At 69.2% G+C, this 24,278-nt stretch carries 29 protein-coding genes, 1 tRNA gene and 1 riboswitch; of the genes, 19 read left to right on the top strand and 11 right to left on the bottom strand.

Translation table 11 applies throughout. The features are described 5' to 3' along the window. Positions 1 to 143: 143 nt before the first annotated feature. On the bottom strand, positions 144 to 1,439 hold the full coding sequence (locus CRP56_RS16275; protein ID WP_097264665.1) for a PTS transporter subunit EIIC: 1,296 nt from the start codon (positions 1,437 to 1,439) through the stop codon (positions 144 to 146). A gap of 127 nt (positions 1,440 to 1,566) precedes the next feature. Between CRP56_RS16275 and CRP56_RS16270 the strand changes: the two genes are divergently transcribed. The 4 genes from CRP56_RS16270 to rdgB all read left to right on the top strand — a co-directional run bounded on the left by CRP56_RS16270 (position 1,567) and on the right by rdgB (position 3,810). Continuing rightward, positions 1,567 to 1,800 carry a glucose PTS transporter subunit EIIB gene (locus tag CRP56_RS16270; RefSeq protein ID WP_055553187.1) on the top strand — a complete coding sequence of 78 codons (234 nt, stop codon included), beginning with the start codon at positions 1,567 to 1,569 and terminating at the stop codon, positions 1,798 to 1,800. 82 nt (positions 1,801 to 1,882) lie between these two features. Continuing rightward, entirely contained in the window at positions 1,883 to 2,620 is a 738-nt protein-coding gene (rph, locus tag CRP56_RS16265) for a ribonuclease PH (RefSeq protein ID WP_097264663.1), read from the top strand. A 144-nt stretch (positions 2,621 to 2,764) separates the two neighbouring features. Then, the gene (locus CRP56_RS16260) at positions 2,765 to 3,175 is read left to right on the top strand and encodes a hypothetical protein (protein WP_097264661.1); all 411 of its coding nucleotides are present in this window, start codon (positions 2,765 to 2,767) and stop codon (positions 3,173 to 3,175) included. 32 nt (positions 3,176 to 3,207) lie between these two features. Then, the gene (gene rdgB / locus CRP56_RS16255; RefSeq protein WP_097264658.1) at positions 3,208 to 3,810 is read left to right on the top strand and encodes an RdgB/HAM1 family non-canonical purine NTP pyrophosphatase; all 603 of its coding nucleotides are present in this window, start codon (positions 3,208 to 3,210) and stop codon (positions 3,808 to 3,810) included. Positions 3,811 to 3,858: 48 nt separating this feature from the next. Here rdgB and CRP56_RS16250 read toward each other — a convergent pair. Continuing rightward, a tRNA-Leu gene (locus CRP56_RS16250) sits at positions 3,859 to 3,943 on the bottom strand. Between the two features lie 515 nt (positions 3,944 to 4,458). Here CRP56_RS16250 and CRP56_RS16240 point away from each other — a divergent pair. Continuing rightward, the gene (locus CRP56_RS16240) at positions 4,459 to 4,971 is read left to right on the top strand and encodes a GNAT family N-acetyltransferase (RefSeq protein WP_097264656.1); all 513 of its coding nucleotides are present in this window, start codon (positions 4,459 to 4,461) and stop codon (positions 4,969 to 4,971) included. Here CRP56_RS16240 and bcp read toward each other — a convergent pair. After that, positions 4,946 to 5,419 (bottom strand): thioredoxin-dependent thiol peroxidase, encoded by a 474-nt coding sequence (gene bcp, locus CRP56_RS16235; protein ID WP_097264653.1) that lies wholly within the window; start codon positions 5,417 to 5,419, stop codon positions 4,946 to 4,948. The two genes, CRP56_RS16240 and bcp, sit on opposite strands and share 26 nt — an antisense overlap. 103 nt (positions 5,420 to 5,522) lie before the next feature. On the opposite strand from bcp, the gene CRP56_RS16230 reads away from it, so the two are divergent. From CRP56_RS16230 to sugE, 3 genes are all read left to right on the top strand, one after another. Then, positions 5,523 to 5,855 (top strand): DUF3618 domain-containing protein, encoded by a 333-nt coding sequence (locus CRP56_RS16230; protein ID WP_097264651.1) that lies wholly within the window; start codon positions 5,523 to 5,525, stop codon positions 5,853 to 5,855. Between the two features lie 98 nt (positions 5,856 to 5,953). Then, the gene (locus CRP56_RS16225; protein WP_228046803.1) at positions 5,954 to 6,256 is read left to right on the top strand and encodes a GroES family chaperonin; all 303 of its coding nucleotides are present in this window, start codon (positions 5,954 to 5,956) and stop codon (positions 6,254 to 6,256) included. Positions 6,257 to 6,308: 52 nt separating this feature from the next. Continuing rightward, positions 6,309 to 6,393, top strand: a riboswitch (guanidine-III (ykkC-III) riboswitch). A 30-nt stretch (positions 6,394 to 6,423) separates the two neighbouring features. Next, entirely contained in the window at positions 6,424 to 6,744 is a 321-nt protein-coding gene (gene sugE / locus CRP56_RS16220; protein WP_097264648.1) for a quaternary ammonium compound efflux SMR transporter SugE, read from the top strand. Between the two features lie 19 nt (positions 6,745 to 6,763). Here the strand turns inward: sugE and CRP56_RS16215 are convergent, their stop codons facing one another. Continuing rightward, entirely contained in the window at positions 6,764 to 9,139 is a 2,376-nt protein-coding gene (locus CRP56_RS16215) for a transglycosylase domain-containing protein (protein WP_097264646.1), read from the bottom strand. Positions 9,140 to 9,404: 265 nt separating this feature from the next. Here CRP56_RS16215 and CRP56_RS16210 point away from each other — a divergent pair, with 265 nt between their 5' ends. The 4 genes from CRP56_RS16210 to CRP56_RS16195 all read left to right on the top strand — a co-directional run bounded on the left by CRP56_RS16210 (position 9,405) and on the right by CRP56_RS16195 (position 12,944). Continuing rightward, on the top strand, positions 9,405 to 10,205 hold the full coding sequence (locus CRP56_RS16210; protein ID WP_179851309.1) for an ABC transporter permease: 801 nt from the start codon (positions 9,405 to 9,407) through the stop codon (positions 10,203 to 10,205). A gap of 73 nt (positions 10,206 to 10,278) precedes the next feature. After that, on the top strand, positions 10,279 to 11,055 hold the full coding sequence (locus CRP56_RS16205) for an ABC transporter permease (protein WP_097274113.1): 777 nt from the start codon (positions 10,279 to 10,281) through the stop codon (positions 11,053 to 11,055). 6 nt (positions 11,056 to 11,061) lie between these two features. Continuing rightward, positions 11,062 to 12,039, top strand: a complete 978-nt coding sequence (locus tag CRP56_RS16200) for an ABC transporter ATP-binding protein (protein WP_257040800.1) — start codon at positions 11,062 to 11,064, stop codon at positions 12,037 to 12,039. 32 nt (positions 12,040 to 12,071) lie between these two features. After that, a complete protein-coding gene (locus CRP56_RS16195) occupies positions 12,072 to 12,944 on the top strand; it encodes a DUF1707 SHOCT-like domain-containing protein (RefSeq protein ID WP_097264642.1) in 873 nt (290 codons plus the stop codon). A gap of 6 nt (positions 12,945 to 12,950) precedes the next feature. On the opposite strand, the gene CRP56_RS16190 is transcribed toward CRP56_RS16195, so the two are convergent. Beyond that, a complete protein-coding gene (locus CRP56_RS16190) occupies positions 12,951 to 14,288 on the bottom strand; it encodes an SGNH/GDSL hydrolase family protein (RefSeq protein WP_097264640.1) in 1,338 nt (445 codons plus the stop codon). 229 nt (positions 14,289 to 14,517) lie between these two features. On the opposite strand from CRP56_RS16190, the gene CRP56_RS16185 reads away from it, so the two are divergent. Next, positions 14,518 to 15,888, top strand: a complete 1,371-nt coding sequence (locus CRP56_RS16185; protein WP_373559757.1) for a DUF445 domain-containing protein — start codon at positions 14,518 to 14,520, stop codon at positions 15,886 to 15,888. 90 nt (positions 15,889 to 15,978) lie between these two features. Continuing rightward, positions 15,979 to 17,490, top strand: coding sequence for an MFS transporter (locus tag CRP56_RS16180; protein ID WP_097264637.1), 1,512 nt, complete (start codon positions 15,979 to 15,981; stop codon positions 17,488 to 17,490). Here the strand turns inward: CRP56_RS16180 and CRP56_RS16175 are convergent. Together CRP56_RS16175 and CRP56_RS16170 are read right to left on the bottom strand one after the other, a co-directional pair. Further along, complete coding sequence (locus CRP56_RS16175; RefSeq protein WP_097264635.1) at positions 17,487 to 18,152, bottom strand: hypothetical protein; 666 nt, start codon at positions 18,150 to 18,152, stop codon at positions 17,487 to 17,489. The genes CRP56_RS16180 and CRP56_RS16175 overlap by 4 nt on opposite strands. A 17-nt stretch (positions 18,153 to 18,169) precedes the next feature. Next, entirely contained in the window at positions 18,170 to 18,484 is a 315-nt protein-coding gene (locus CRP56_RS16170; protein ID WP_097264633.1) for a hypothetical protein, read from the bottom strand. 155 nt (positions 18,485 to 18,639) lie between these two features. Between CRP56_RS16170 and CRP56_RS16165 the strand changes: the two genes are divergently transcribed. Together CRP56_RS16165 and CRP56_RS16160 are read left to right on the top strand one after the other, a co-directional pair. Beyond that, positions 18,640 to 19,062: an Hsp20/alpha crystallin family protein gene (locus tag CRP56_RS16165; RefSeq protein WP_097264630.1), complete on the top strand. Its 423-nt coding sequence runs from the start codon at positions 18,640 to 18,642 to the stop codon at positions 19,060 to 19,062. Positions 19,063 to 19,100: 38 nt separating this feature from the next. Further along, positions 19,101 to 19,505 (top strand): DUF2267 domain-containing protein, encoded by a 405-nt coding sequence (locus CRP56_RS16160; RefSeq protein ID WP_097264628.1) that lies wholly within the window; start codon positions 19,101 to 19,103, stop codon positions 19,503 to 19,505. 6 nt (positions 19,506 to 19,511) lie between these two features. Here CRP56_RS16160 and CRP56_RS16155 read toward each other — a convergent pair whose 3' ends face one another. Continuing rightward, on the bottom strand, positions 19,512 to 20,018 hold the full coding sequence (locus tag CRP56_RS16155) for a hypothetical protein (RefSeq protein WP_097264625.1): 507 nt from the start codon (positions 20,016 to 20,018) through the stop codon (positions 19,512 to 19,514). Between the two features lie 105 nt (positions 20,019 to 20,123). Between CRP56_RS16155 and CRP56_RS16150 the strand changes: the two genes are divergently transcribed. Continuing rightward, entirely contained in the window at positions 20,124 to 20,924 is an 801-nt protein-coding gene (locus CRP56_RS16150) for an alpha/beta fold hydrolase (protein WP_257040799.1), read from the top strand. A gap of 109 nt (positions 20,925 to 21,033) precedes the next feature. Here the strand turns inward: CRP56_RS16150 and CRP56_RS16145 are convergent, their stop codons facing one another. The 3 genes from CRP56_RS16145 to CRP56_RS16135 form a co-directional block, all read right to left on the bottom strand. Beyond that, positions 21,034 to 21,531 carry a peptidylprolyl isomerase gene (locus CRP56_RS16145; protein WP_097264623.1) on the bottom strand — a complete coding sequence of 166 codons (498 nt, stop codon included), beginning with the start codon at positions 21,529 to 21,531 and terminating at the stop codon, positions 21,034 to 21,036. Positions 21,532 to 21,625: 94 nt separating this feature from the next. Continuing rightward, a complete protein-coding gene (locus tag CRP56_RS16140; RefSeq protein WP_097264620.1) occupies positions 21,626 to 21,829 on the bottom strand; it encodes a DUF397 domain-containing protein in 204 nt (67 codons plus the stop codon). Next, positions 21,830 to 22,675, bottom strand: a complete 846-nt coding sequence (locus CRP56_RS16135; RefSeq protein WP_097264618.1) for a helix-turn-helix domain-containing protein — start codon at positions 22,673 to 22,675, stop codon at positions 21,830 to 21,832. It abuts the gene before it with no gap. A 219-nt stretch (positions 22,676 to 22,894) separates the two neighbouring features. Between CRP56_RS16135 and CRP56_RS16130 the strand changes: the two genes are divergently transcribed. Further along, positions 22,895 to 23,530 carry an ATP-binding protein gene (locus CRP56_RS16130; protein WP_097264615.1) on the top strand — a complete coding sequence of 212 codons (636 nt, stop codon included), beginning with the start codon at positions 22,895 to 22,897 and terminating at the stop codon, positions 23,528 to 23,530. A gap of 86 nt (positions 23,531 to 23,616) precedes the next feature. Continuing rightward, positions 23,617 to 24,114 (top strand): very short patch repair endonuclease, encoded by a 498-nt coding sequence (locus CRP56_RS16125; protein ID WP_373559648.1) that lies wholly within the window; start codon positions 23,617 to 23,619, stop codon positions 24,112 to 24,114. Positions 24,115 to 24,278 lie beyond the last annotated feature (164 nt).

Raw genomic sequence — 24,278 nt, 5'->3', positions numbered from 1 at the left:
ATCGGGTGGTGGTCTACACCACTCAGTGGTGTAGACCTGTTCTAGCACGATGAAGGTGACATAAGGAACCCACGATTCCGTGACGGGAACCGTGGGTTCTGTAACCGCGTTGAGTAAGGGCCTTGGGCCTCGGACCTTCGTCCTCAGACCTTCGTCACGTCCTCGACCTCGTCCTCCGGCTCACGCCCCGGAGTCTTCAGATCGAACTTGGTGATCGCGAAGCGGAAGATCACGTAGTACACCGCCGCGAAGCACAGCCCGATCGGGATGATCGCCCACGGCTTCGTCGCCAGGTTCCAGTTGATGATGTAGTCGATCAGACCGGCGGAGAAGCTGAAGCCGTCGTGCACCCCGAGCCCCCACGTCACCGCCATCGACACACCCGTCAGCAGCGCGTGCACCGCGTACAGCAGCGGCGCGATGAACAGGAACGAGTACTCGATCGGCTCGGTGATGCCGGTGACGAACGACGTCAGCGCGACGGACAGCATCAGACCGCCGACCTCCTTGCGGCGGTGCGGCTTCGCGCAGTGCGTGATCGCCAGGGCCGCCGCCGGGAGCGCGAACATCATGATCGGGAAGAACCCGGACGTGAACTGGCCCGCGTTCGGGTCGCCCGCCAGGAACATGTTGATGTCACCGTGCACCTCGGTGCCGTCCGGCTTGGTGTACGTCCCGAACTGGAACCAGATGGGCACGTTCAGGAACTGGTGCAGCCCGATCACCAGCAACGCCCGGTTCGCCAGACCGAAGAGGCCCGCACCCCACGAACCCGCGTCGCTCAGCCAGTCGCTGAAGTTCTCCAGCCCGTCACCGATCGGCGGCCAGATCCACAGACACAGCGCCGCGAACGCGATCGCCACGAACGCCATGATGATCGGCACCAGCCGGCGGCCGTTGAAGAAGCCCAGCCAGTCCACGAGCTTGGTGCGGTGGTACCGCTGCCAGAAGAACGCCGTCAGCAGCCCCATCACGATCCCGCCGAACACCCCGGGATTCTGGTACGTGAACGCCACCACCGTCTGATCGACCGTCGCCTGGCACCCGACGCCCGGAACGGCCTTCGCCCCGCTCGGACAGTCCTCCGGGAACTGCCTCAGCACGTTGTAGTAGACGAGGAACCCGGCCACCGCCGCCAGCGCCGTCGACCCGTCCGCCTTCTTCGCCATCCCGATGGCCACACCCACACAGAACAGCAGCGGCAGACCCAACTGACCGTCGAGCAGTGCCCCGCCCGCGCCCGCCATCACCTTGGAGACGTTCGTCCAGCCGAGCCCGTCGTCGCCGAACACATCAGGCTGGCCGAGCCGGTTGAGGATGCCGGCGGCCGGCAGGACGGCGATGGGCAGCTGAAGACTCCGCCCCATCTTCTGCAGCCCCTGGAACGCCGAGTGCCACCGCCGGCGCGTGGGAGGGGTCTCAGTGGTCTCGGAACTCATGAGTTGGCGACCGCCTGTCAGGTGGTGTAGACCAGTTACGGACGATTGGGTAGCTGTGACGTCATCTTTCGGTACGTTCGGCGCAATCGCTCGCGAAGTTGGGCCAACAGTGCGTGAGGAGACCGACATGGCCAGCAAGGCAGAGAAGATCGTCGCCGGGCTCGGCGGCATCGACAACATCGAAGAGGTCGAGGGCTGCATCACCCGCCTGCGCACCGAGGTCAAGGACCCCGCGCTGGTCGACGACGCCGCCCTGAAGGCCGCCGGCGCCCACGGAGTCGTCAAGATGGGCACCGCCGTCCAGGTCGTCATCGGCACGGACGCCGACCCGATCGCCGCGGACATCGAAGACATGATGTAAAACCCTTTTCGGGCATCACGGGGGCTCTTCCCGGCACACCGCGGGAGGAGCCCCCTCCGCATGTGCGGCTAGGCTCAGCGCCATGTCTCGAATCGACGGCCGCACCCCCGAACAGCTCCGCCCCGTCACCATCGAACGCGGCTGGAGCAAGCACGCCGAGGGCTCCGTCCTCGTCTCCTTCGGCGACACGAAGGTCTTCTGCACCGCCTCCGTGACCGAAGGCGTCCCCCGCTGGCGCAAGGGCAGCGGCGAGGGCTGGGTCACCGCCGAGTACTCCATGCTGCCCCGCGCCACCAACACCCGCGGCGACCGCGAGTCCGTGCGCGGCAAGATCGGCGGCCGCACCCACGAGATCAGCCGCCTCATCGGCCGCTCCCTGCGCGCCGTCATCGACTACAAGGCGCTCGGCGAGAACACCATCGTCCTCGACTGCGACGTCCTCCAGGCCGACGGCGGCACGCGTACGGCCGCCATCACGGGCGCCTACGTGGCCCTCGCCGACGCCGTCTCCTGGGCCCAGGGCAAGAAGCTGATCAAGGCCGGCCGCCAGCCGCTGACCGGCACGGTCTCCGCGGTCTCGGTCGGCATCGTGGGAGGGGTCCCGCTGCTGGACCTCTGCTACGAGGAGGACGTGAAGGCCGACACCGACATGAACGTCGTCTGCACCGGCGACGGCCGCTTCGTCGAGGTCCAGGGCACCGCCGAGGCCGAGCCGTTCGCGCGCGACGAGCTCAACTCGCTGCTGGACCTGGCCGTTTCGGGCTGCACGGAACTCGCCGCCCTGCAGCGCAAGGCCCTTGACACCGTCCTCGAAAAGTAAAAGACGCGCCAAGGAAAGGCGGCCGGGAGGGGCAACCCGGCCGCCCGAACTCGCGTCACTACGGGTACGGGCGTACGGCACACCGCTGTGCGCCCGGCCAGTGCACGGGGGCCCTTGGGGCTGAACAAGGGAGGGAACATCACCATGGCCGAGAGCCGACGCGGCCGTCGTCGACCACGCCGTACCGCCATCGCCGCCGCGGTGGCCGCGGTGGGACTGACGGTAGGCCTGACCACCGGCTGCGACGCCGTCAACAAGGCGCTGGACTGTGTCCAGACCGCCGACGCCATCGCCGACAGCGTCACCGACCTCCAGCAGGCCGTGGAGAACGCGTCCAACGACCCCACCCAGCTCGACGAGTCCCTCGACTCCATCGACAAGAACCTCGACGAGATAGGCGACAAGACCGACAACGCCGACGTCAACCAGGCGGTCGAGGACCTGGGCAAGGCCGTGGACAACGTCCGCAAGTCGGTCGACAACGGCGACACGACCCCCGACCTCAGCCCGATCACGGACGCGGCGGGCGAGTTGACGAAGGTCTGCACGCCGTAAGGAACCGGCGGCCGGGCCGGGATACTGGGGGCATGACCCGCCTGATCCTCGCCACCCGCAACGCCGGCAAAATCACCGAACTCCGCGCCATCCTCGCCGACGCAGGTCTGCGCCATGACCTGGTCGGCGCGGAGGCGTACCCGGAGGTACCGGACGTCAAGGAGACCGGCGTGACGTTCGCCGAGAACGCGCTCCTGAAGGCCCACGCCCTGGCCCAGGCCACGGGCCTGCCCGCCGTCGCCGACGACTCCGGCCTCTGCGTGGACGTCCTGAACGGCGCCCCGGGCATCTTCTCGGCCCGCTGGGCGGGCAGGCACGGCGACGACAGGGCCAACCTCGACCTCCTCCTGGCCCAGCTCTCGGACATCGCCGACGAACACCGCGGCGCCCACTTCGCCTGCGCGGCGGCCCTGGCGCTGCCGGACGGCACGGAGAGGGTGGTCGAGGGCCGCCTGACGGGCACCCTCCGCCACACCCCGTCCGGCACGAACGGCTTCGGCTACGACCCGATCCTCCAGCCGGAGGGCGAGACCCGCACCTGCGCGGAACTCACCCCGGCCGAGAAGAACGCGATCAGCCACCGGGGGAAGGCGTTCCGGGGGTTGGTGCCGGTGGTGCGGGAGCTGTTGGGCTGAGGTGTGACAGAGGGGCCGCCCGCTCCGGGCGGCCCCTCTGTGGATGTGTGCGGCCGGTGGGACTCGAACCCACACGGGTGTTAACCCACTGGGACCTAAACCCAGCATGACTGCCAAATTCCATCACGGCCGCTCAAAAACGGTCATCATGCTCGACCGACAGCGTTCAGTGTACGGGTTGGGCACGCTACGCGAGGAGGGGAATCCTGGTCTTCTGGCGGCACCACGCGTATGGCACACCGACCTCGGCCAAGGCTCGATGAAGCTGAGCACGGTTGATCCGTCCCGCATCCGGTGGCAGGACGATCAGCACTCGGTGCGAGATCGGCTCGGGAGCCGGACGCTCTGGCTGTGCCCACGTCCTGCGCTTGAAGTGGCTTGTGTCCAGGCCGAGTCGAGATGCGGCGCGTCGAACCGCAGCATGCGCTTCAGGGTGGCCCGCGAGCGGCTGTCGTCGGGCACGCCCCAAGTCGTAAGCACTGTCCTCCACCGAACCCCCTCCATTCTCGACCACAGGTTCGTGGCTCGTGCGGAGTAACGAAGGGTCCATAAGACGGTCACGCTTGAAACGTAAACCTCTGACCCGATAACCTGCCCATACCTGCAAAGCCTCCCCGCGGCCCCTTGTCCGCTCGGGAGGCTTTTTTCATGACCACACCACCAGATGTCACCGTCCGCCCAGTCACCTCTGTCGACCGCCCCACCGTCGAGCGCCTCTGGCTGCTCTTCCGGCATGACCTGTCGGAGTTTCGGGGGCAACTGCCCAACCCCGACGGCACCTTCCGGGGGGAGTGGCTGGAGGATGCCTTCAGTGGGTCCGAGGACTGGGCCGCGTATCTGTTCAGCCGGGGAGCGCACCCCGTCGGGTTCGCCTTCGTGCGGGGGCTCAGTCAGTCGACCCGCGTGCTCAACAGCTTCTTCGTCGTGCGGGGGGCCCGGCGCGCAGGGGTTGGGATGCGGGCCGTTCAGGAGGTGGTGGCGCGGCATCCGGGGGCGTGGACCGTCGCCTTTCAGGACAACAATCCCCGGGCCGTGCGGTTCTGGCGCCGGGTGGGGGAGACCATCGCCCCTGGCGCGTGGGAGGAAGAGCGCAGGCCGGTGCCGGGCAAGCCCGGCCCCGCTCCCGATGTCTGGGTCAGCTTCCGATGCCCAGGTCCTTGATGATCTTCGCCACGTGGCCCGTCGCCCGGACGTTGTACAGCGCCCGTTCGACCTTGCCCTCCTCGTCCACCACGACCGTGGAGCGGATGACGCCCATGTAGGTCTTGCCGTAGTTCTTCTTCTCGCCGTAGGCCCCGTACGCCTCCGTGACCGCCTTCTCCGGGTCGGCCAGCAGCGTGATCCTCAGGTTCTCCTTGTCCCTGAACTTCGCCAGCTTCTCGGGGGCGTCCGGGCTGATGCCGATGACGTCGTAGCCGGCGCCGGCCAGGAGTTCCAGGTTGTCGGTGAAGTCGCAGGCCTGCTTCGTGCAGCCGGGGGTGAGGGCCGCCGGGTAGAAGTAGACGATGACCTTGCGGCCCTTGTGGTCCGCCAGGGACACGTCGGTGCCGTCGGCGTCGGGGAGGGTGAAGGCGGGGGCTACGTCCCCGGGCTGGAGTCGCTCGCTCATCCGGCAAGCCTAACCGGGGGTCCTGACAGTGCGACGGCCCGGCGAACTGACAGACTGTCCAGGACAGGAACTGAACAACACCCCGCATCCCGGAGGGCCCACCGTGGCGGACACGTCGGACACGAGAACCCCGGCGCAGATCGAGGCGGACATCAAGCGCCGCCGCGAGACGCTGGCCGAGACGCTCGACGAGATCGGGGTGCGGGTGCACCCGAAGACGATCGTCGGCGATGCCAAGGCCAAGGTGGTTTCGAACATCGATCACACGCTTGGGCGGGCCTACGTCGGCGTGAACAAGGTCCTCACCGACACCAAGGCCCAGTTCGTCGACGAGGAGGGGTCTCCGAGGCTGGAGCGCATCGTCCCCGTCGCGCTCGTCGCCGTAGGACTCGTGGGGCTGCTGGCCTTCGGCAGCTCCCGGCGTCGCAAGGGCTGACCCGGGGGCGTACGGATTCCCGTCAGGCAGGTAGGTTCTGAGCCGTGAGCGCCAACAGAAACGACCACAGCGACCAGCACGACAAGCTGCCCATCCGGATGCTGCACGACCGTGTGCTCGTGCGGCAGGACACCGGTGAGGGCGAGCGGCGTTCCGGGGGCGGCATCCTCATCCCCGCCACCGCGGCCGTCGGGCGCCGGCTGGCGTGGGCCGATGTCGTCGCGGTCGGGCAGAACGTACGGACCGTCGAGCCGGGGGACCGGGTTCTCTACGACCCCGAGGACCGCGCCGAGGTGGAGGTGCGCGGCGTCGCCTATGTGCTGATGCGGGAGCGCGATCTGCACGCGGTGGCCGCGGACCGGTTCGAAGGGTCGGAGGACTCGACGGGCCTGTACCTCTGAATCAACGGCCAAAAGGGGCTGGTGACCATCGTCACCAGCCCCTTTTGCCGTCTCTTTGCTACCTTTGAAGGACCCGCCCGACGAGACGCGCCGTACCGGGACAGGCCCTTCACAGGCCTACGACAAGACGACGCACCCCCGTTCAGCAACTTCCGGAGGTGCCTGTCATGGCCTGGGTTCTGCTCGTCGTCGCCGGTCTGCTCGAGGTCGGCTGGTCGATCGGCATGAAGTACACCGACGGCTTCACCCGGCTCGTGCCGAGTCTGTTCACCGGCGCCGGGATCGTCGCGAGCATGCTGCTGCTGTCGTACGCCACCCGTTCCCTTCCCATCGGCACCGCCTACGGCGTGTGGGTCGGGATCGGCGCGGCCGGGGCGGCGGTGCTCGGCATGGTGGTGCTGGGGGAGCCGGCCACCGCCGCCCGGATCTTCTTCGTCTGTCTGCTGCTGGTCGCCGTGGTCGGCCTGAAGGCGACCAGCGGCCACTAGCCGACCGGGCCTGGGGCCACTACCCCGTCTTGCCCGGCGGTCCCGCCGTCGTGCCGGTCGTCGTCGTCCCGCCGCCGTCCGCAGTGCCCCCGTCGGTCGTCCCGCCGTCGGTCGTGCCACCGGTGGCGCCGCCGTCCGTCGTACCGCCCGTCGTCGTCCCACCGCCGCCGCCGGTGGTCGTCGTCCCGCCGTCCGTGGCGCCGCCGGTGGTGGTGCCCCCGTCCGTCGTGCCGCCGGTCGTGGCGTCGCCGGTGGTGCCGCCGTCCGTCTGGCCCTGGGTGTCCTGGCCGCCGTCGGTCGTGCCGCCGTTGTCCTGGCCCGGCGTCTGCTCGGGGGTCTCGGCGGTCGGCTGCTGGGTCGGGGTCTGGACGACGTCGGCGCCCTCCTGGAGCTCCAGGTCGAAGTCGGCGGCGGGCTTGCCCTTGAGGGCGCGCTGGGTGAAGTCGGCCCAGATCTCCGCGGGCGCCCCGCCGCCGTTGACACGCTGGAGGCCCATCGCGCCGTACAGCGACTTGTGCGCGGCGGTCTGGGGGTCCTGGCCCATCACCGCGACGACCGTGGCGAGGTCGGGGGTGTAGCCCGCGAACCAGGCGGCCTGGTCCTCCTCGGCGGTGCCGGTCTTGCCGGCCGCCGGGCGGCCCGCGGCCTGCGCGGCGGTGGCGGTGCCGTTCTCGACGACGCTCTGCAGGACCGAGGTGGTCGTGTCGGCGGCCTCGCGGCTGACGACCTGGGAGGTCTTGCGGTCCGGCAGCTCCACGACGTCCTTGCCGTCCCGCGTGATCGACTTGATCATCGTGTACGTGCCGTGCTTGCCGTGGTTGGCGAGCGTCGCGTACGCCTCCGCCATGTCGAGGACGCTGGCCCGGGCGACGCCGAGGGCGATCGACGGGTAGGCGTTCAGCTCGGGGGTGCTGCCGGGCAGGCCGAGGGTGGTCGCGGTCTGCTTGACCTTGTCGGGGCCGACGTCGACGGCCATCTGCGCGTACACCGCGTTCACCGACTTGTCGGTGGCGGTGCGCACGGTGATGTTGCCGTACGACACGTCGTCCTCGTTGGCCGGGGCGTAGGCGCCGCCCGTCCAGCCCTGCACGGGGCGCTTGTTGGTGCCGTCGTAGTAGGTGTTGGGCGTGATGGTCCGGCCGTCCTGGGTCGTCGAGTCGTTCTCGACGGCGGAGGTGAAGACGAACGGCTTGAAGGTGGAGCCGACCTGGAAGTCCTGGCGGGTGGCGTTGTTCGTGTACTGCTTGACGTAGTCGATGCCGCCGTACATCGCCACGACCTGACCGGTCTTCGGGTCGACGGCGGCGCCGCCCGCGCGGACGTACGTGTCGACCTTGCGGTTCTTCTTGTCGAGCTTGTCCATCAACTTCTTGTTGACGGCGGCGACGAAATCGTCCTGCTTGTTCTTCTGGATGGTGGTGGTGATGCGGTAGCCGCCGGCGTCCAGCTCGTCGGCGCTGAGGATCTTGTTCTCGCTCAGGTAGTCGTTGATGGCGTTGACGAGGTAGCCGCGCTGCCCGGACATGCCGGTGGAGACGGTGGCCTCCTTCGGCATCGGGAACTTCAGGCCGGTCCGCTCGGACTGGGCGAGCCAGCCCTCCTTGACCATGCCGTCCAGGACGTAGTTCCAGCGGGCCAGGGCGGCCGACTTGTTCTCCGGGTGGGCGACGACGTCGTACTCGCTGGGCGCGTTGAGCAGGGCGGCGAGATAGGCGCCCTGGGCGGGGCTCAGGTCGGTGGCGTCCTTGCCGTAGTAGGCCTGGGCGGCGGCCTGGATGCCGTACGAGTTGCGGCCGAAGAAGCTGGTGTTGAGGTAGCCCTCGAGGATCTGGTCCTTGGACTCGGTGCGGTCCAGCTTGATGGAGATGAAGAACTCCTTCACCTTGCGGGTGACGGTCTGCTCCTGGGCGAGGTAGTAGTTCTTCACGTACTGCTGGGTGATCGTCGAGCCGGACTGCTTGCCCTTGCCGGTCGCGGTGTTCCAGCCGGCGCGCAGCATCGCCTTGGGGTCGATCGCGGACTCGGAGTAGAAGTCGCGGTCCTCGGCGGCCAGGACGGCGTGCTGGGCGGCCTTGGAGACCTGGGCGAGGGTGACGTTCTCCCGGTTGACGTCGCCGTCGCGGGCGAGCTGGCTGCCGTCGGCGTAGAGGTAGACGTTGGACTGCTTGGTGGCGAGGGCGTTGGCGGGCGGGATCTTCACCAGGGAGTAGCCGAGGAAGAACAGGCCGATCAGCAGCAGTATCCCGACGATGAAGGTGCCGAGCACCATGCGCCAGGTCGGGATCAGCCGCCGCCAGCCGGTGCGCTTGGGCCGCTTGGGCTTGCCACCGCCCGCTTCGGGTTCTCGGGGCTCCCAGCCCTCGGTCGGCTGCTGCGGCTGCGGCTCGTCGCTCATGTCGTGCACGGACTCCTGTTGCGTGTCTCTTATGCGCTGGTTGTGCGTCATACGCCCTCGTACACCGCCGTACGCACTCATACGTCCCGTACGGCCTCGTACGCACTCGTACGCCTTCTGCGTCCCCAGATGAAGACTGTCGCACCACGCGTTCCGTTGCGGTTCGCGGCACGCTTCCGCGCCGAAAAAGGCGTGGCGTACGTCACCACCTGCGGGCTAGGCTCCTGCGCTTCGGTGCCTGGCGCGGGCGAGGAGGGCTGTGGATGTGGATTCGGGGCGGTTGTACCTCGCCGTGGGGGTGGGCGGATTCAGACGGTACGCGACGTATCGGGCCGCGACGGCGGCCGGGATCTTCACCAACACGGTCTTCGGTCTGATCCTCGTCTACACGTACACCGCCCTCTGGGACGAACGGCCGCAACTGGGCGGGTACGACCTCGCGCAGGCCGTCACCTATGTGTGGGTGGGCCAGTCGCTGTTCAAGACGCTCGCCAACGGGGGCGGGGGTGTCGAGGGCGAGCTCATGGAGCGTATCCGCACCGGGGACATCGCCGTCGACCTGTACCGCCCTGCGGACCTCCAACTGTGGTGGCTGGCCGCCGACTTGGGCCGGTCGTTCTTCGAACTGCTCGCGCGCGGTGTGCCGCCCTTCGTGCTGGGCGCGCTGATGTTCGACCTGGCGCTGCCCACGGACGCGACGACCTGGCTGGCGTTCCTGATCGCGGTCGTGCTGGCGATGCTGGTCAGCTTCGGCATCCGGTACCTGATCGCGCTGAGCGCGTTCTGGCTCCTCGACGGCACCGGGGTGGCGCAGATGGTGATGTTCGTCGGCTGGTTCTGCTCGGGGATGATCCTGCCGCTCAACGTGTTCCCGGGGCTGCTGGGCGAGGTCGTCCGGGCCCTGCCGTGGTCGGCGCTGCTTCAGGCGCCGGCGGACGTGCTGCTCGGCGAGGCCGATCCGCTGGGTACGTACGCCTTCCAGGCGCTGTGGGCGGTGCTGCTGCTGGCGGCCGGGCGGCTGGTGCAGGGGATGGCGACGCGGCGGGTGGTGGTGCAGGGTGGCTGACACGACGCGCGCACCCAGGGTCGCTGCTCCCGTCGGGACCAACCGGGTGCTGGACGGGATCCGCACCTACCGCATGATCTCGGCGATGTGGATCCGCTCCACGATGGCCTACCGCGCCTCCTTCGTCATGACCACGCTGGGCAACTTCACGGCGACCGCGTTCGACTTCGTGGCGATCCTGCTGATGTTCTCCCGCGTCGACGCCCTCGGCGGCTACGCGCTCCCCGAGATCGCCTTCCTCTACGGCCTGTCCAGCGTGGCCTTCGGCCTGGCCGACCTCGCCCTCGGCTCCATGGAGCGGCTGGGGCGCCGGGTGCGCGACGGCACGCTGGACACGCTGCTGGTGCGGCCCGCTCCGGTGCTGGCGCAGATGGCCGCGGACCAGTTCGGGCTGCGCCGCCTGGGCCGGGTCACCCAGGGCACGATGGTGCTGGTCTACGCGCTGGCCACGGTCGACATCGACTGGACGCCGCTGAAGCTGCTGCTGATGCCGGTGATGATCCTCAGCGGCGCCGGCATCTTCGGCGCGGTGTTCGTCGCGGGCGCGGCCTTCCAGTTCGTCGCGAAGGACGCCTCCGAGGTGCAGAACGCCTTCACGTACGGCGGTACGACGCTGCTCCAGTACCCGCCGACGGTGTTCGCGACGGAGCTGGTGCGCGGGGTGACGTTCGTGCTGCCGCTGTCCTTCGTCAACTGGCTGCCGGGCACGTATGTGTTGGGGCGGCCGATCCCGCTCGGGCTGCCCGAGTGGGTGGCGTTCGTGTCGCCGTTGGTGGCGGTGGCGTGCTGTGCGCTGGCCGGGCTGGCCTGGCGGGCGGGGCTCAGGTCGTATCGGAGTACGGGGAGTTGAGGGCGGATGGCTGAGGGCATGGACGAAGGCTTCATCGAACTCGACCGGGTCGAGAAGGTCTTCGAGGTGCGCAAGAAGACCGGGTTCATGAAACGGGAGCGCCGGGAGGTACGGGCCGTCGACTCGATCTCCTTCCGGGTGGCGCGCGGCGAGATGGTGGGCTACATCGGCCCGAACGGCGCCGGCAAGTCCACCACCATCAAGATGCTCACCGGCATCCTCGCCCCGAGCGGCGGCAGCCTGCGCGTGGCCGGCATCGACCCGTCCCGGGAGCGTCAGCGCCTCGCCCATCGCATCGGCGTGGTCTTCGGGCAGCGCACCACCCTGTGGTGGGACCTCCCGCTGATCGACTCGTACAAGCTGATGCACCGCATGTACCGCATCCCCGACGCCCGTTACCGCGAGAACCTCGACCGTCTCGTCGAACTCCTCGACCTGGAAGACCTGTTGGACGTCCCCGTGCGTCAACTCTCCCTCGGCCAGCGGATGCGCGGCGACATCGCGGCGGCCCTGCTGCACGACCCGGAGGTCCTCTACCTCGACGAGCCGACCATCGGGCTCGACGTCATCTCCAAGTCCCGGGTGCGGGAGTTCCTGCGCGAGGTGAACGCAGAGCGCGGCACCACGGTCCTGCTCACCACCCACGACCTCCAGGACATCGAGCAGCTCTGCTCCCGGGTGATGGTCATCGACCACGGCCGGCTGATGTACGACGGTCCGCTCGCCGGGCTGCACGAGGCGGGCGACAGTGAGCGGACGCTGGTGGTGGACCTGGAGCGGGAGCTGCCGCCGATCGAGGTCCCCGAGGCGCGGGTGGTGAAGGTGGAGGGGCCGCGGCAGTGGCTGGCGTTCCCGGCGGGGGCCTCGGCGGCGCCGCTGGTGGCGCGGATCGCGGCGGAGTATCCGCTGGTGGACCTGTCGGTGCGGGAGCCGGACATCGAGGCGGTCATCGCGAAGATGTACGCGGAGAAAGCCACCGCATAGTGCCCGGCGCCCGGAACTCGTAGGCTGAGGACATGACGGACGCCGTGCCTTCCGAGGGGACGCCCACGCCCCCCAGGCCCTCTGCCCCGGAACTCCGTGCCGCCGACGCCGACCGTGAGCGCGTCGCCGAGATCCTGCGGGACGCCCTCGCCGAAGGGCGCCTGGACATGGAGGAGTTCGAGGAACGGCTGGAGGCGACGTACAAGGCGCGGACGTACGGCGAGCTGACGCCGATCACCCGCGACCTGCCGACCGCGCCCGGTGCCGTCCCGTCGGTGAACCTGACCAAGGAGCCGGTGGTGGACGGGAGTTGGGCCTCGCGGGTCACGGGCGGCGAGGGCTCGTCGACCTGGGCGGTGGCGATCATGTCCGGGTTCCAGCGCCGGGGCCGCTGGACCGTGCCGAGGCGCTTCAACTGCTTCGCCTTCTGGGGCGGCGGCGAGATCGACCTGCGCGAGGCGAACTTCGCGGACCGCGAGGTCGAGATCAACTGCGTGGCCATCATGGGCGGCGTGAACGTGATCGTGCCGCCCGGCGTCGAGGTCGTCGTCCGCGGGATCGGCATCATGGGCGGCTTCGACCACCGCGAGGAGGGCGTGCCGGGCGACCCGGGCGGCCCGCGCGTGATCGTCACCGGGTTCGCCTTCTGGGGCGGCGTCGGTGTCGAACGGAAGCTGACCCGGGAGGAGCGGCGGGCGCTGAAGGAGGAGCGGCGCCAGGAGCGGCTGGAACGCAAGGGGTCGATGCGCGAGCTGCACGAATCCTTCCGCGAGGACGTCCGGGACGCCCACCGCGGCCTGACGGACGGGCACCACGACCTGCTACGGGGCCGCAGCGACCGCCACCGGGACCGCCACCGCGACCGACGCGACCGCCGGGACCGCCGCGACCGGTACGACGACTAGGCCCCTCTACAGCTCCGCCGGAGCCGCCCCCTTCAGGTCCTCCAGGTCGAAGACCTCCGCCATCCGCGCGTACCCCTTGTCGCTCGGGTGGAGATGGTCGCCGGAGTCGTAGTCCGAGCGCAGCCGGCGCGGGTCGTACGGGTCGCGCAGCGCCGCGTCGAAGTCCACGACGGCGTCGTACACCTTGCCGTCCCGGATCGCGGCGTTGATCTGCTGCCGCACGCCCTCCCGGGCGTCCGTGTACCCGCGGTGGCCCTGGAAGGGCATCAGCGTGGCGCCGACGACCTTGATCCCGCGGGCGTGGGCCTGCCGGACCAGGGTGCGCAGGCCGCCCAGGACCTTCTGCGGGTCGGCGAGCCTCGGGTTGCGCAGGATGTCGTTGATGCCGAGGTCGATGACGACGACCTTGACGTTCGTACGGGAGAGCACGTCACGGCCGAAGCGCCCGAGCCCGCTCTGGTTGTCGGCGGGACGGCCGAGGCCGCTGGCGAGGACCTGGTTGCCGCTGATGCCCTGGTTGACGACGCTGTAGCGGGGCAGGTCGCGGCCGGCCTCGATCGCGGTGCGCAGCCGCTGCGAAAGGACGTCCGTCCAGCGGTGGTTGGCGCCCTCGGTGGAGGTGATGCCGTCGGTCAGGGAGTCGCCGAGGACGACGACGGTGCCGTCGGACTCGTTGCTGAGCACGTCCAGCGCGGTGAGGTAGCGCCAGTACGGCGTCTGCTCCGCGTATCCCGTGCCGGTGGTGTCCTCGGTGAGGTCGCCGTCGGCGACGTACGAGATCTGCCGGGCGTGCGGGTGGTAGGTGACCGGCCCGGACGGGATGGGCGAGTACGTGGTGACCAGGACGTCGCTGTCGTGCGTGACGGTGATGCCGACCGCGTCGCTCATCACCTGGCCGCCCGCCGGGACGACGACGGAGGTGTTGCCGCCGAAGGTGAGGCGCCGCATGGTGCCGACCGCCGCGGCGGCGGAGTCGTCGGCCGCCGCGAGGGCGATCGAGGCGTGCGTGATGGTCAGTGGTGACTGGCCGTAGAGATTGGACAGCGTGATACGGGCACTCGTACCGCCGACGGACGCGTGCACCACGTTGCGCACGGAGCGGCCCGCCAGGCCCTCCGTCTCGGTGCCGGGCTCGGCGCCGGCCGGGGAGGCGGACCAGGCGCCGACCCAGCTGCCGGTGGAGGCCGGGGCGGCGTTGCGCGGGGCCGGGGCCCCTGCGGCCCGCTGTCCGGGGCCGGCGGCGCTGCCGTCGTCGGCGGCGACACCGACGTAGATGGCGCCGGACAGGGCCACGATCAGGGCGATGATCGCCGAAAGCAGGGCATAACCACGTCTTCTGGTCATGCGGTGCGGGTCTCCTCGGACGGATGGGAGCCCGAGGCTCCGATGTGATCACCTCATGATGCGTCATGCGGTGCGGGGTGACGGTACTGGACCCCCCATTGGGCCACCGGAGTTCGGAACTGAGCTCCCCCCTCCGACAGACGCCGGGAACTCCTGTTCCGTTCCAGGAGTCGGTCAGGAAGGGACAATGTGTGCAGGGGATCACAACGGGCGGAGTGGATGGGACGTGATGGAACGCGCTAATCCGGATGAAACGGATGCCGCTGACGTGAAGCAGCATGCCCGCCCGGCCACCGCCGGTAACCGCGCGACGGGCACATCCGCCGGTCACCGCTCGATGGGCACCTTCAGCGCGGCCGACGAGGAGAAGCAGCGCGGCGTACGCCGGATGAAGCTCACCGCGACCGGGCTGCTGCTGTTCGTCGCGCTCGTGTACGTCCTCGCCAAGTGGGCGTCCCACGAGGGCGCCGGCGCCTGGGCGGACTATGTCGCCGCCGCGGCGGAGGCGGGCATGGTCGGCGCGATGGCGGACTGGTTCGCGGTGACGGCCCTGTTCCGCCACCCGCTCGGCCTGCCCATCCCGCACACCGCGATCATCCCCACCAAGAAGGACCAGCTGGGTGTGTCGCTGGGTGAGTTCGTCGGCGAGAACTTCCTCTCCGAGGACGTCGTACGCGGGCGTCTGCGCGCCGTCGGCATCGGCAGCCGGCTCGGCGCCTGGCTCGCCGATCCCGAGCACGCCGACCGGGTCACGGCCGAACTGTCGGCCGCGCTGCGCGGCGCCCTGACGGTCCTTCGGGACTCCGACGTCCAGGCGGTCGTCGGCGAGGCGATCACCCGGCGGGCCGACGCCCAGGAGATCGCGCCGGGCATCGGCAAGATGCTGGAGAAGGTCGTCGCGGACGGCGGCCACCGCCGGGTGGTGGACCTGGTGGTGGCCAGGGCGCACGACTGGCTGGTCCTCCACGACGAGCAGGTCATGGACGCCGTACAGGGCGGAGCACCCGGCTGGACCCCGCGGTTCGTGGACAAGAAGGTCGGCGAACGGGTCTACAAGGAGCTGCTGCGCTTCGTGACGGAGATGCGGGACATGCCCTCGCACCCGGCGCGCGGCGCCCTGGACCGCTTCCTGACGGACTTCGCCTCCGACCTCCAGTCCGACACGGACACCCGCGCGCGCGTGGAGCGGCTCAAGGGCGAGGTGCTCGGTCGGGGCGAGGTCCAGGACCTCATCGCGTCCGCCTGGACCGCCGTACGCTCCATGATCGTGTCGGCCGCCGAGGACGAGCGCAGCGAACTGCGGCTGCGCGTACGGGCGTCGCTGCTGTCGCTCGGGGCGCGGATGTCGGTCGAGCCGCGGCTCCAGGCGAAGGTCGACGGCTGGGTCGAGGGCGCGGCGGTGTACGTCGTCACCACCTACCGGCACGAGATCACGTCCCTGATCACCGACACGGTCGCCGGCTGGGACGCCGAGCACACCACGAAGAAGATCGAGGCCAACATCGGCCGTGACCTTCAGTTCATCCGGATCAACGGCACGGTCGTGGGCTCGCTGGTGGGACTGCTGATCCACACGGTGTCGCGGCTGCTGGGGGCGTAACCCGTCCTCGCGGCGCAACCGCAACTCGCGGCGTAATCCGCCCTCGCCGGGGAACCCGTCGTCGGGTCTCGCTCGACGAGGAGGGAGCCCATGACCACCACAGACCAGGCCGCGACCGGCCGCACCGTCACGACGAACATCCCCGCCCGCCTGGACCGCCTCCCCTGGTCCCGCTGGCACTGGACGATCGTCATCGGACTCGGCACCGTATGGATCCTCGACGGCCTGGAGGTGACGGTCGTCGGCAACATCGCGGGCCGCCTCTCCGAACCGGGCAGCGGCCTGCCGATCACCTCCGGCCAGGTGACGGGCCTGGCGGCGGCGCTGTACGTGGCGGGCGCCTGCACCGGAGCCCTGTTCTGGGGCCGCCTGACGGACAAATGGGGCCGTAAAAAACTCTTCATGATCACGCTCGCGGTGTACCTGGCGGCGACGGCCCTGACGGCAGTGTCGTTCTCGACGTGGTGGTTCTTCGCCTTCCGCTTCCTGACCGGCTTCGGCATCGGCGGCGAGTACGCGGCCATCAACTCGGCGATCGACGAGCTGATCCCGGCGCAGTACCGGGGCCGCGTGGACCTGATGATCAACGGCAGCTTCTGGCTGGGAGCGGTGGCAGGGTCCCTCCTCTCGATCGTCGCCCTCGACACGTCCGTGCTGCCGAAGGACGTGGGCTGGCGCCTGACCTTCGCGCTCGGCGCGGTCCTGGCCCTGGTGATCCTTCTCGTACGACGTCACGTCCCGGAGAGCCCACGGTGGCTGCTGATCCACGGCAGGGACGAGGAGGCGGAACGGATCGTCACGTCCATCGAGGAGCGGGTGGCGGCGGAGAACGAGCGTCCGCTGGCGGAGCCGGAGGGTGAGATCACCATCCACCAGCGGCGCAGCGTGAGCTTCATGGAGATCGCCAGGACGGTGTTCTCGGACTACCGCAGGCGAGCGGTGCTGGGATTCTCGCTCTTCATAGGCCAGGCGTTCCTGTACAACGCGATCACCTTCGGCTTCGGCGCGATCCTGACCAAGTTCTACGACGTCCCGACCGGCCACACCGGCTACTACTTCGCGGTCATCGCGATCGGCAACTTCATGGGCCCGCTGCTGCTGGGCAAGCTGTTCGACACGGTCGGACGCCGGGTGATGATCTCGTCGACGTACCTCCTGTCCGGTCTGCTCCTGTTCGGCACGGCCTGGCTCTTCGACCAGGGTTCCCTGAGCGCCGGGACGCTGACGGCGTGCTGGTGCGCGGTGCTGTTCTTCGCGTCGGCCGGCGCGTCCAGCGCCTATCTGACGGTCTCGGAGATCTTCCCGATGGAGACCCGGGCGATGTCGATCGCGTTCTTCTACGCGCTGGGCACGGCGGCGGGCGGCATCAGCGGGCCGATGTTGTTCGCCGACCTGACCGGGACGGGCAAGGTCGGCGACACGGTCCTCGCCTTCCAGATCGGCGCGACGCTGATGTGCCTGGCGGGGCTGGTGGCGGCGGTGCTGGCGGTGCGGGCGGAACGGAGGTCGCTGGAGGACGTGGCTCGGCCGCTGACGGCGGCGGTGGCGTCCACGTCCGTGTCCACGTCCCCGTCCGCGAAGGCCGCGGGCCAGTACACCTAGGGCCTGTCCGGTGGCACCGGCTCCCACTCCGCGCAGTACTCGACATGCATCAGCGGCATCGAACGCTCCAACAGCCCTGACCCCGGATGCAGTTCGGCACACACGTGGCGGCCGTGATGGGGCCCGGTCCCGGTTTCGGCGAGGTCGAAGAAGTCCGCGGCGGCGTCGGCGAAAGGCAGGGCGCTTCCGCTGAGTACGAGGGTGTCGGCGGCGGTGCTGAGGCCGAGCCGGTCGCGGAACTCGGCGTGGTGGGCGTCGGGCACGCCCTGGTCGTGGGGAAGGGGGAAGTCGGCGCGCCGGAACTCGACGGTGTGCTGACTCCCCGCCTTGCCGGCCCTCGCCCGGACCTCCTTCCACCGGGACGCCGGGAACTGGAGGGAGTGGTGCAGCAGAAGCAGATCGCGGGCCCGGTGCGGCTCGGGAAGCGCGGCATCGACCGGCCGCTCAGCGCGCCGCCGCAACGGCAGATGAACGAGCGAGCGCGGCGACCGCGCGGCCAGCAGCCACGCCGCGGCCAGCTCGGCGGCGGCAGCCCGGTCCACCCACAGACTCAGCCAGTGCTCACTGTCGTAGCAGACCGCCCGCCGCAGTCCGCCGACGCGCAGCAGCCGATATTCATGGGAGCCGAGCCGCACGCGATGCTCGGTGACACTGAGCCGCACCTTTTTTTGTTCTTTCCTCAGCCCTGCCGGTCGGCCACCGCCCAGGAGGCGAGCGCGACGGCCCCCGCCACCCCGAACACGGCGGGCCAGGAGCCGACCTTCTTGGCGAGCGGATGTGACCCGGCGAAGGCGGCGACATACGCGGCCGTCAGCGCGCCCGCCGCCTTCCCGCCGGCCTGCTGCCGCCACTGCGTCGCGGCGGCGGCCCCGGCGACGGCCAGCACGACCCCGCCGAGCTGCCGCTTCTTGGTCCAGCGGGCGACGCCGTACCCACCGACGAGTCCGCTCGCCGCGACAACCGCGCTGGGGACTCTGCCGCGAACCTTCGCCATGTCTGCCTCCTGGTGGCTCTTCAGGCCCCGAGGCTAACTCCGGTACCGGGACGCCTGCCGAACCTGAGTCGAGGGTTGTCAAGTTTCCTCTCCCGAGCTATATAAGAAGCCGTAAGGGCATCGCACCCAGTTCCCGAAGAGAGGAGTGACCCGTGATGCTCATGCGCACCGACCCCTTCCGCGAATTCGACCGAGTCGCGCAGCAGGTCTTCGGCGCCACCCGTCCGGCCGCGATGCCGATGGACGCCTACCGTTCCGGGGACGACTTCATCGTCCACTTCGACCTCCCCGGCATCGACCCCGAGACGATCGATCTGGACGTCGAACGCAACGTCCTCAACGTCCGCGCCGAGCGCCGTTCCCCCGCCCCCGAGGGCGCGGAGACCATCGTCGCCGAACGACCCACCGGCACCTTCACCCGCCAGCTCTTCCTCGGCGACACCCTCGACACGGAACGCATCGACGCCTCGTACGAGGCCGGCGTCCTGACCCTGCGCATCCCCGTGGCCGAACAGGCCAAGCCGCGCCGCATCCGGATCAGCGGGGGCGACGGGGGACGCAAGCAGCTGAGCAACTGACCGCGTGCGATCGACGGTGATTCGGTGGTGATTCGGAATTGAAGAGAACCTGGGCCGAACTGGTGGACGCGGTACGGGAGTCGGGCCAGTACCCGACCCGCGCCGAGGCGGAACGCGTCACCCGCGTCGTCCTGTCCGCCCTGGGCGGCCACGTCACCGGTGACGAGCGCGTGGCCCTCGCCCGGGCGCTGCCCGAGCAGGCCGCGCGCGTCGTCGCCGGCCAGATCCCGGCCACCCGCCCCCTGACGGCGGCGGAGTTCGTGGAATCGGTGGCGGCCCGCATCGAGGGCGCGACGACGGCGACGGCCCGCTGGGACGTCAGCTCGGTACTGAGCACGCTCCCGCGCTGGGCGGGCGACGCGCTGGTGGACCGCATCCTCGCTCAGCTGCCGCCGGGGTACGCGCTGCTGTTCGGGAGGGCGGAGCTGATGCCGACAGCGTGAGTGTCCCTACTGGGCTTCGCCCGCACGCTCCCTGTGCTGCCGCCGGCCGCGCATCTCCGAGACGTACCCCGCGGAGACGACGCACCCGACACCGGCGAGGGCGAAGCCCAGAAGGGCCGGGTTGAGATACCCCGGCACGTCCCCGTTGTCGTAGCTCCCGCCGTCACTGGTCTCGCAGACGAACCCGAGCGGGAGATACGACACCGAGTAGTCGACGATCTCGACGCCGCGCTGGTGCCGCTCCCACCAGCCCGCGGTACGACAGGACTGCGGCGGCGCGGAATCCGTACCGCCGTCCTGAGCGGTCACGACGGCGCCCACGACGATGAACAGCCCCCACGCGCACAGCGCCGCGGCGACGGCCCCGGCGAGGGCGCCGAGACCACGGAGAAGCACCGGCAGCTCGGCCCGCCGTACACCGCTCTCGGCGAGCCGCCCGAAGCCGTACCCGGCGAGCGCGAAGGCGACGACGGCGGCGACGAGGACGAACAGCAGATTCAGCAGTGCCACCATGCCTCCCGTTGTGATCGACTGTCGGCCGAGTCCAGCAGCCGCTAGGCGGCACGGCAGTGGCGGAGCCCACAGTTCCGGCAACAGGACGGCTACAAGGGGAGCGGCGTGAGCCAGGTGATCATGCGGGACGGCACGCGCGTGGCGTACCGGGACCAGCAGCCGCCACCCTCTCCCGCGCCGCCCCGCACGATCCTGCTCCTGCACGGCCTCGCCGGTCACCTGGGGGAGTGGGACGCCCTGACGCCGGGCCTCCTGGCCGCCGGCTTCCGCGTGGTGTCGTACGACGCCCGCGGCCACGGCGCGAGCACCCGTCGCCCTTCTACGGTGAGCAGGGCGGCCCACGTCGAGGACGCGGCGGCGCTCATCGGCGAACTCGGCCTGGGGCGGGTGACAGTGCTGGGCCAGTCCATGGGCGGCAACACGGCCATGTTGCTGGCGTCGGCGTACCCGGCGTCGGTGTCGTCCCTGATCCTGGTGGAGGCGGGGCCGGGAGGCCCGAACCCGGCCGTCCCGACGCAGATCGCGGCCTGGCTGGACAGCTGGCCGACGCCCTTCACGTCTGTCGGAGAGGCGGAGAGCTTCCTCGGCCACGAGGCGTGGGCGAGGGGCCTGGAGCAACGCCCGGACGGCTGGTGGCCTCGCTTCGACCGGAACACCATGGTCGCCACGATCACGGAGGTGACGGCGAGGGCGTACTGGGAGGAATGGTCGAGGCTGACCTCCCCGACTCTGGTGGTGAGGGGCGGGAAGGGGATGCTCCCGGCGGACGAGGCGGAGGAGATGCTGAGGCGCAGGCCGCAGGGAACCCGGCTGACGGTGATCCCGGACGCGGGGCACGACGTACACCTGGACTGCCCGGGGCGGCTGCTGGCGGCGATGAAGGAATTCGGGCCGGTCCCCTCATGACGAGGGCGGAGCCGAAGACCCGGCGTCCATCCACACACCCGGGTGGGACACGCGACGGCCGGCGCGATGTCTCACGCGCCGGCCGTTCACAGGTGCCGTGGGGCAGGTGTCAGAGCTGACCGGACTCGGCGATGGTGATCTTCGCCGAGGTGGTGCCGCTGCGGGAACCGAGCGCCTCGATCTTCTTGACGAGCTCCATGCTGGTCTCGTCGGCGACCTCGCCGAAGACCACGTGCTTGCCGTCCAGCCAGTCCGTCACGATGGTCGTGATGAAGAACTGCGAGCCGTTGCTGTTCGGGCCGGCGTTGGCCATGGACAGCAGCCCGGGCCGGTCGTGCTTGAGCTTGAAGTTCTCGTCGGCGAACTTCTCACCGTAGATGCTCTTGCCGCCGGTGCCGTTGCCGCGGGTGAAGTCGCCGCCCTGGAGCATGAAGGCGGGGATGACGCGGTGGAAGGAGGACCCGGCGTAACCGAAGCCCTTCTCGCCGGTGGCGAGGGCACGGAAGTTCTCGGCCGTCTTCGGGACGACGTCGTCGAAGAGGTTGAAGTTGATACGGCCGGCGGGCTCGTCGTTGATGGTGATGTCGAAGTAGACCTTGGTTGTCATGGGTCTATCCTGCACCCTCGGCTTTGAGCTGCCACATTCGTGTCGGCGGGGGCCTGATCGTAAGAGGTGTTCTCGCAGGTTACGAGCCTGTTGATCAGTGCGGGCACCGGGTGGCTGCCAGGAATCCGGCCCATGCTTGTGCCGACACCGCGAGGTGTGGCGCCGCGGGGCGCTTGGAGTCCCGGATCAGCACACCGGAGGGTATGAACGCGGCTTCCAGGCATTCGGTCGCGTTACCGCCGCTGTACGACGACTTGAACCAGGCAGGCTCGTCGGCGGGCCGAGGGACGACTGGCATTCACAGCTCCTTGAGGGCGCGATGGATCATGGCGGACGAAGCTTCCATGTCCAACGCTTGTGCGCGGAGGTACTCGAACGCAAGTCTGTAGCGCTCCAGTTCCTCGTCCTTCTCCAGGAACAGGGAACCGGTGTGGAAGTCGACGTAGACGACGTCGAGGCCTGGCTCGACGCCCCCGATGATGACGAAGCTTCCCAGGGCCGCGGCGTGGGCTCCCTTGGAGAAGGGCAGCACCTGAAGCGTGATGTGCGGCGACTCGTTGGCTTCGAGGAGCCTGCCGAGCTGTTCTTTCATGATCTCGGCTGACCCGACGACGCGGCGGATGACGGACTCGTCGAGAATCGCCCAGAGGCGCGGGGGCTTGGGCCGGGTGAGGATCTCCTGCCGCTTCATGCGGATGTCGACCAGGCGCTCGATCTCGCTCGGCTCCAGCGGAACCTCGTTGGCCCGCTGAAGTGCCGTGCTGTACGCGCGAGTCTGCAGAAGACCGGGGACGTAGACGCACGCGAAGTGGTTCTCACCGATGGCCTCGTCCTCCAGGGTGAGCAGCAGGTTCATGCTCTCCGGAATGGAGTCGGCGAAGGAGCTCCACCAGCCTTGCTGTTTGGCGTCCTTGGCCAGAGCGACAACAGAGGTGCGTTCGGCCTCAGTTGCTCCGTACTCGCGGCACAGCGCATCGACGACGATCCACTTGACGGGCCCGGCCTGGGTCTCGTACCTGCTGACCGTTGCCTTGGACACGCCGACGAGCTTCCCGGCCTCCTCCAGGGTCAGCCCCTTGCGGGCGCGCAACTTCCGCATCATCGCGCCAAGTTGGCGGCGTCGGGTTGTGGTTCGCTCGGCCATTCGGCTCCTTCGCCATGCACCGGGCGGCGGGCCCGGCAGATCCCCATCAGGCTAGGCAGCGAGGCCGCCGACCGACCATCGGATTCACTCGATGGATTTCCATGAGAAGTTACACAGAGAGATTTCTCTGTGCCATGCTCCTCTCGTAAGCAGCTACGCAGTGCAGCCGTACGGATACGGCGAGTTCGGTATGTGCGTGGCTGGGAGGGAGGAGTGGCCATGCCTGGATACGAAGTCACCGAAACCCGACTGCGCTGTGTCCTGCCGTTCGAGGCGGTGCCCGGAGAAGTGCCTCTGCTGAGAAGAGCGGCGGTCAGGCAACTGAGCCGCTGGGGCATGCCCGCCGCCGCCGGGGAGGCGGAGCTGCTCGTGACGGAGCTGGCGACGAACGTCATCAAGCATGTCGGCGAAGGTGCGACGGCGACCTTGATCCTCGAATGGTGCGGTGAGGTACTGCGGCTCGAAGTTCACGACAAGAGCCGCGCGGAGCCGAAGCTCAGGGCTGCCGGGTGTGACGAGGAGTGCGGGCGAGGTCTGCATCTGCTTGCGGCGGTGGCTGTGGACTGGGGGACGGTGCTGACTGCGGCGGGCAAGGCGGTCTGGTGCGAGATTCCGAGCGGGGCCGGACGTGCCTGTCGGCGCATTGAGCGAGCTGTTGACGTGCTGGAGCGGTATCAGACGGTCGGCGGAGCTGCTCTTGGACTGTCGGGCAGGGGGCGTGAGGCGGGTCTGGAGGAGTCAGCTGTCGAGCTGATTGCGGATCTGCTGCATTGGACCGCAGCGCGCGGCAATGATCCGGACCACATCCTCGACCGGGCTCAGATGCATTACGAAGCCGAGGTGGATGCGGCGTGACTGCCGCGTGCTGCTTGCACGGTGAGGCTCTGTGGAGGCGCCCCCTGCTCCTTCTTTGCAATGCAGAGCGCGAAGCGGTAATCCACATGGTCGGGCTCCTTGTGGGCGTGGGAGTGGCTTGCGCGGCGACGATTACACGGAAGACTGGTGCCATGTCCCCGACCGCATCGTCCCCATCGGTCTCCGCACGTATGAGTCGTCAGGTCTCCCGTGACACTCAGCCGGAGCTGGCCGTACGCCGCCTACTGCATGCGGACGGTCTGCGGTACCGGGTGCACTACCCCGTCCCGGGGATGCCGCGGCGGAGCATGGACATCGCCTTCAGCAAGTTGAGGATCGCCGTGTTTCTCGACGGCTGTTACTGGCACGGTTGCCCGGAGCATGCCACCCATCCGCGAGCCAATGCGGAGTGGTGGCGTACGAAGCTGGACCGGAACATCGCTCGCGATCGTGAGACGACCGATCATCTGACTTCCGCCGGTTGGGAGGTTCTGAGGTTCTGGGAGCACGAGTCGGTTGAGGAGGTCGTCCATCGGATCGAGGCCATGGTGCTGTCTCGCAGAGCGGTTCCGGGGGGCTCTTGATCCCTGCTGTCTCAATCCGGCGACCCGCTGTTCCTGTTTTTTGTGGTTTGGTGCTTTTGTGTGGGGTTCGTGAAGCCCGAGGCCTCCGAACCGGATCGAGATCATGATTCCGAGCATCAGGACGCGTCTCACGCAATATCGTGTAGATGTTGTGTGCACGGGGC

Origin of the sequence: Streptomyces sp. TLI_55 (assembly GCF_900206255.1) — a bacterium.
Taxonomy (GTDB): Bacteria; Actinomycetota; Actinomycetes; order Streptomycetales; family Streptomycetaceae; genus Streptomyces; species Streptomyces aquilus.
The sequence above is the reverse complement of the archived record's forward strand: the minus strand, read 5'-3'. Positions and strand labels throughout refer to the sequence as shown.

What these genes read in the sequence shown, in the direction of transcription:
- CRP56_RS16270 (WP_055553187.1), top strand. Translation starts at nt 1,567, where the DNA reads ATGGCCAGCAAGGCAGAGAAGATCGTCGCCGGGCTCGGCGGCATCGAC.
- CRP56_RS16185 (WP_373559757.1), top strand. Translation starts at nt 14,518, where the DNA reads ATGGAACGCGCTAATCCGGATGAAACGGATGCCGCTGACGTGAAGCAG.
- CRP56_RS16190 (WP_097264640.1), bottom strand. Translation starts at nt 14,288, where the DNA reads ATGACCAGAAGACGTGGTTATGCCCTGCTTTCGGCGATCATCGCCCTG.
- CRP56_RS16170 (WP_097264633.1), bottom strand. Translation starts at nt 18,484, where the DNA reads ATGGCGAAGGTTCGCGGCAGAGTCCCCAGCGCGGTTGTCGCGGCGAGC.
- CRP56_RS16145 (WP_097264623.1), bottom strand. Translation starts at nt 21,531, where the DNA reads ATGACAACCAAGGTCTACTTCGACATCACCATCAACGACGAGCCCGCC.
- CRP56_RS16200 (WP_257040800.1), top strand. Translation starts at nt 11,062, where the DNA reads ATGGCTGAGGGCATGGACGAAGGCTTCATCGAACTCGACCGGGTCGAG.
- CRP56_RS16135 (WP_097264618.1), bottom strand. Translation starts at nt 22,675, where the DNA reads ATGGCCGAGCGAACCACAACCCGACGCCGCCAACTTGGCGCGATGATG.
- CRP56_RS16225 (WP_228046803.1), top strand. Translation starts at nt 5,954, where the DNA reads ATGCTGCACGACCGTGTGCTCGTGCGGCAGGACACCGGTGAGGGCGAG.
- CRP56_RS16240 (WP_097264656.1), top strand. Translation starts at nt 4,459, where the DNA reads ATGACCACACCACCAGATGTCACCGTCCGCCCAGTCACCTCTGTCGAC.
- CRP56_RS16205 (WP_097274113.1), top strand. Translation starts at nt 10,279, where the DNA reads ATGATCTCGGCGATGTGGATCCGCTCCACGATGGCCTACCGCGCCTCC.
- rdgB (WP_097264658.1), top strand. Translation starts at nt 3,208, where the DNA reads ATGACCCGCCTGATCCTCGCCACCCGCAACGCCGGCAAAATCACCGAA.
- CRP56_RS16165 (WP_097264630.1), top strand. Translation starts at nt 18,640, where the DNA reads ATGCTCATGCGCACCGACCCCTTCCGCGAATTCGACCGAGTCGCGCAG.
- CRP56_RS16140 (WP_097264620.1), bottom strand. Translation starts at nt 21,829, where the DNA reads ATGCCAGTCGTCCCTCGGCCCGCCGACGAGCCTGCCTGGTTCAAGTCG.
- CRP56_RS16260 (WP_097264661.1), top strand. Translation starts at nt 2,765, where the DNA reads ATGGCCGAGAGCCGACGCGGCCGTCGTCGACCACGCCGTACCGCCATC.
- rph (WP_097264663.1), top strand. Translation starts at nt 1,883, where the DNA reads ATGTCTCGAATCGACGGCCGCACCCCCGAACAGCTCCGCCCCGTCACC.
- CRP56_RS16215 (WP_097264646.1), bottom strand. Translation starts at nt 9,139, where the DNA reads ATGAGCGACGAGCCGCAGCCGCAGCAGCCGACCGAGGGCTGGGAGCCC.
- sugE (WP_097264648.1), top strand. Translation starts at nt 6,424, where the DNA reads ATGGCCTGGGTTCTGCTCGTCGTCGCCGGTCTGCTCGAGGTCGGCTGG.
- CRP56_RS16180 (WP_097264637.1), top strand. Translation starts at nt 15,979, where the DNA reads ATGACCACCACAGACCAGGCCGCGACCGGCCGCACCGTCACGACGAAC.
- CRP56_RS16155 (WP_097264625.1), bottom strand. Translation starts at nt 20,018, where the DNA reads ATGGTGGCACTGCTGAATCTGCTGTTCGTCCTCGTCGCCGCCGTCGTC.
- CRP56_RS16125 (WP_373559648.1), top strand. Translation starts at nt 23,617, where the DNA reads ATGGTCGGGCTCCTTGTGGGCGTGGGAGTGGCTTGCGCGGCGACGATT.
- CRP56_RS16275 (WP_097264665.1), bottom strand. Translation starts at nt 1,439, where the DNA reads ATGAGTTCCGAGACCACTGAGACCCCTCCCACGCGCCGGCGGTGGCAC.
- CRP56_RS16130 (WP_097264615.1), top strand. Translation starts at nt 22,895, where the DNA reads ATGCCTGGATACGAAGTCACCGAAACCCGACTGCGCTGTGTCCTGCCG.
- bcp (WP_097264653.1), bottom strand. Translation starts at nt 5,419, where the DNA reads ATGAGCGAGCGACTCCAGCCCGGGGACGTAGCCCCCGCCTTCACCCTC.
- CRP56_RS16195 (WP_097264642.1), top strand. Translation starts at nt 12,072, where the DNA reads ATGACGGACGCCGTGCCTTCCGAGGGGACGCCCACGCCCCCCAGGCCC.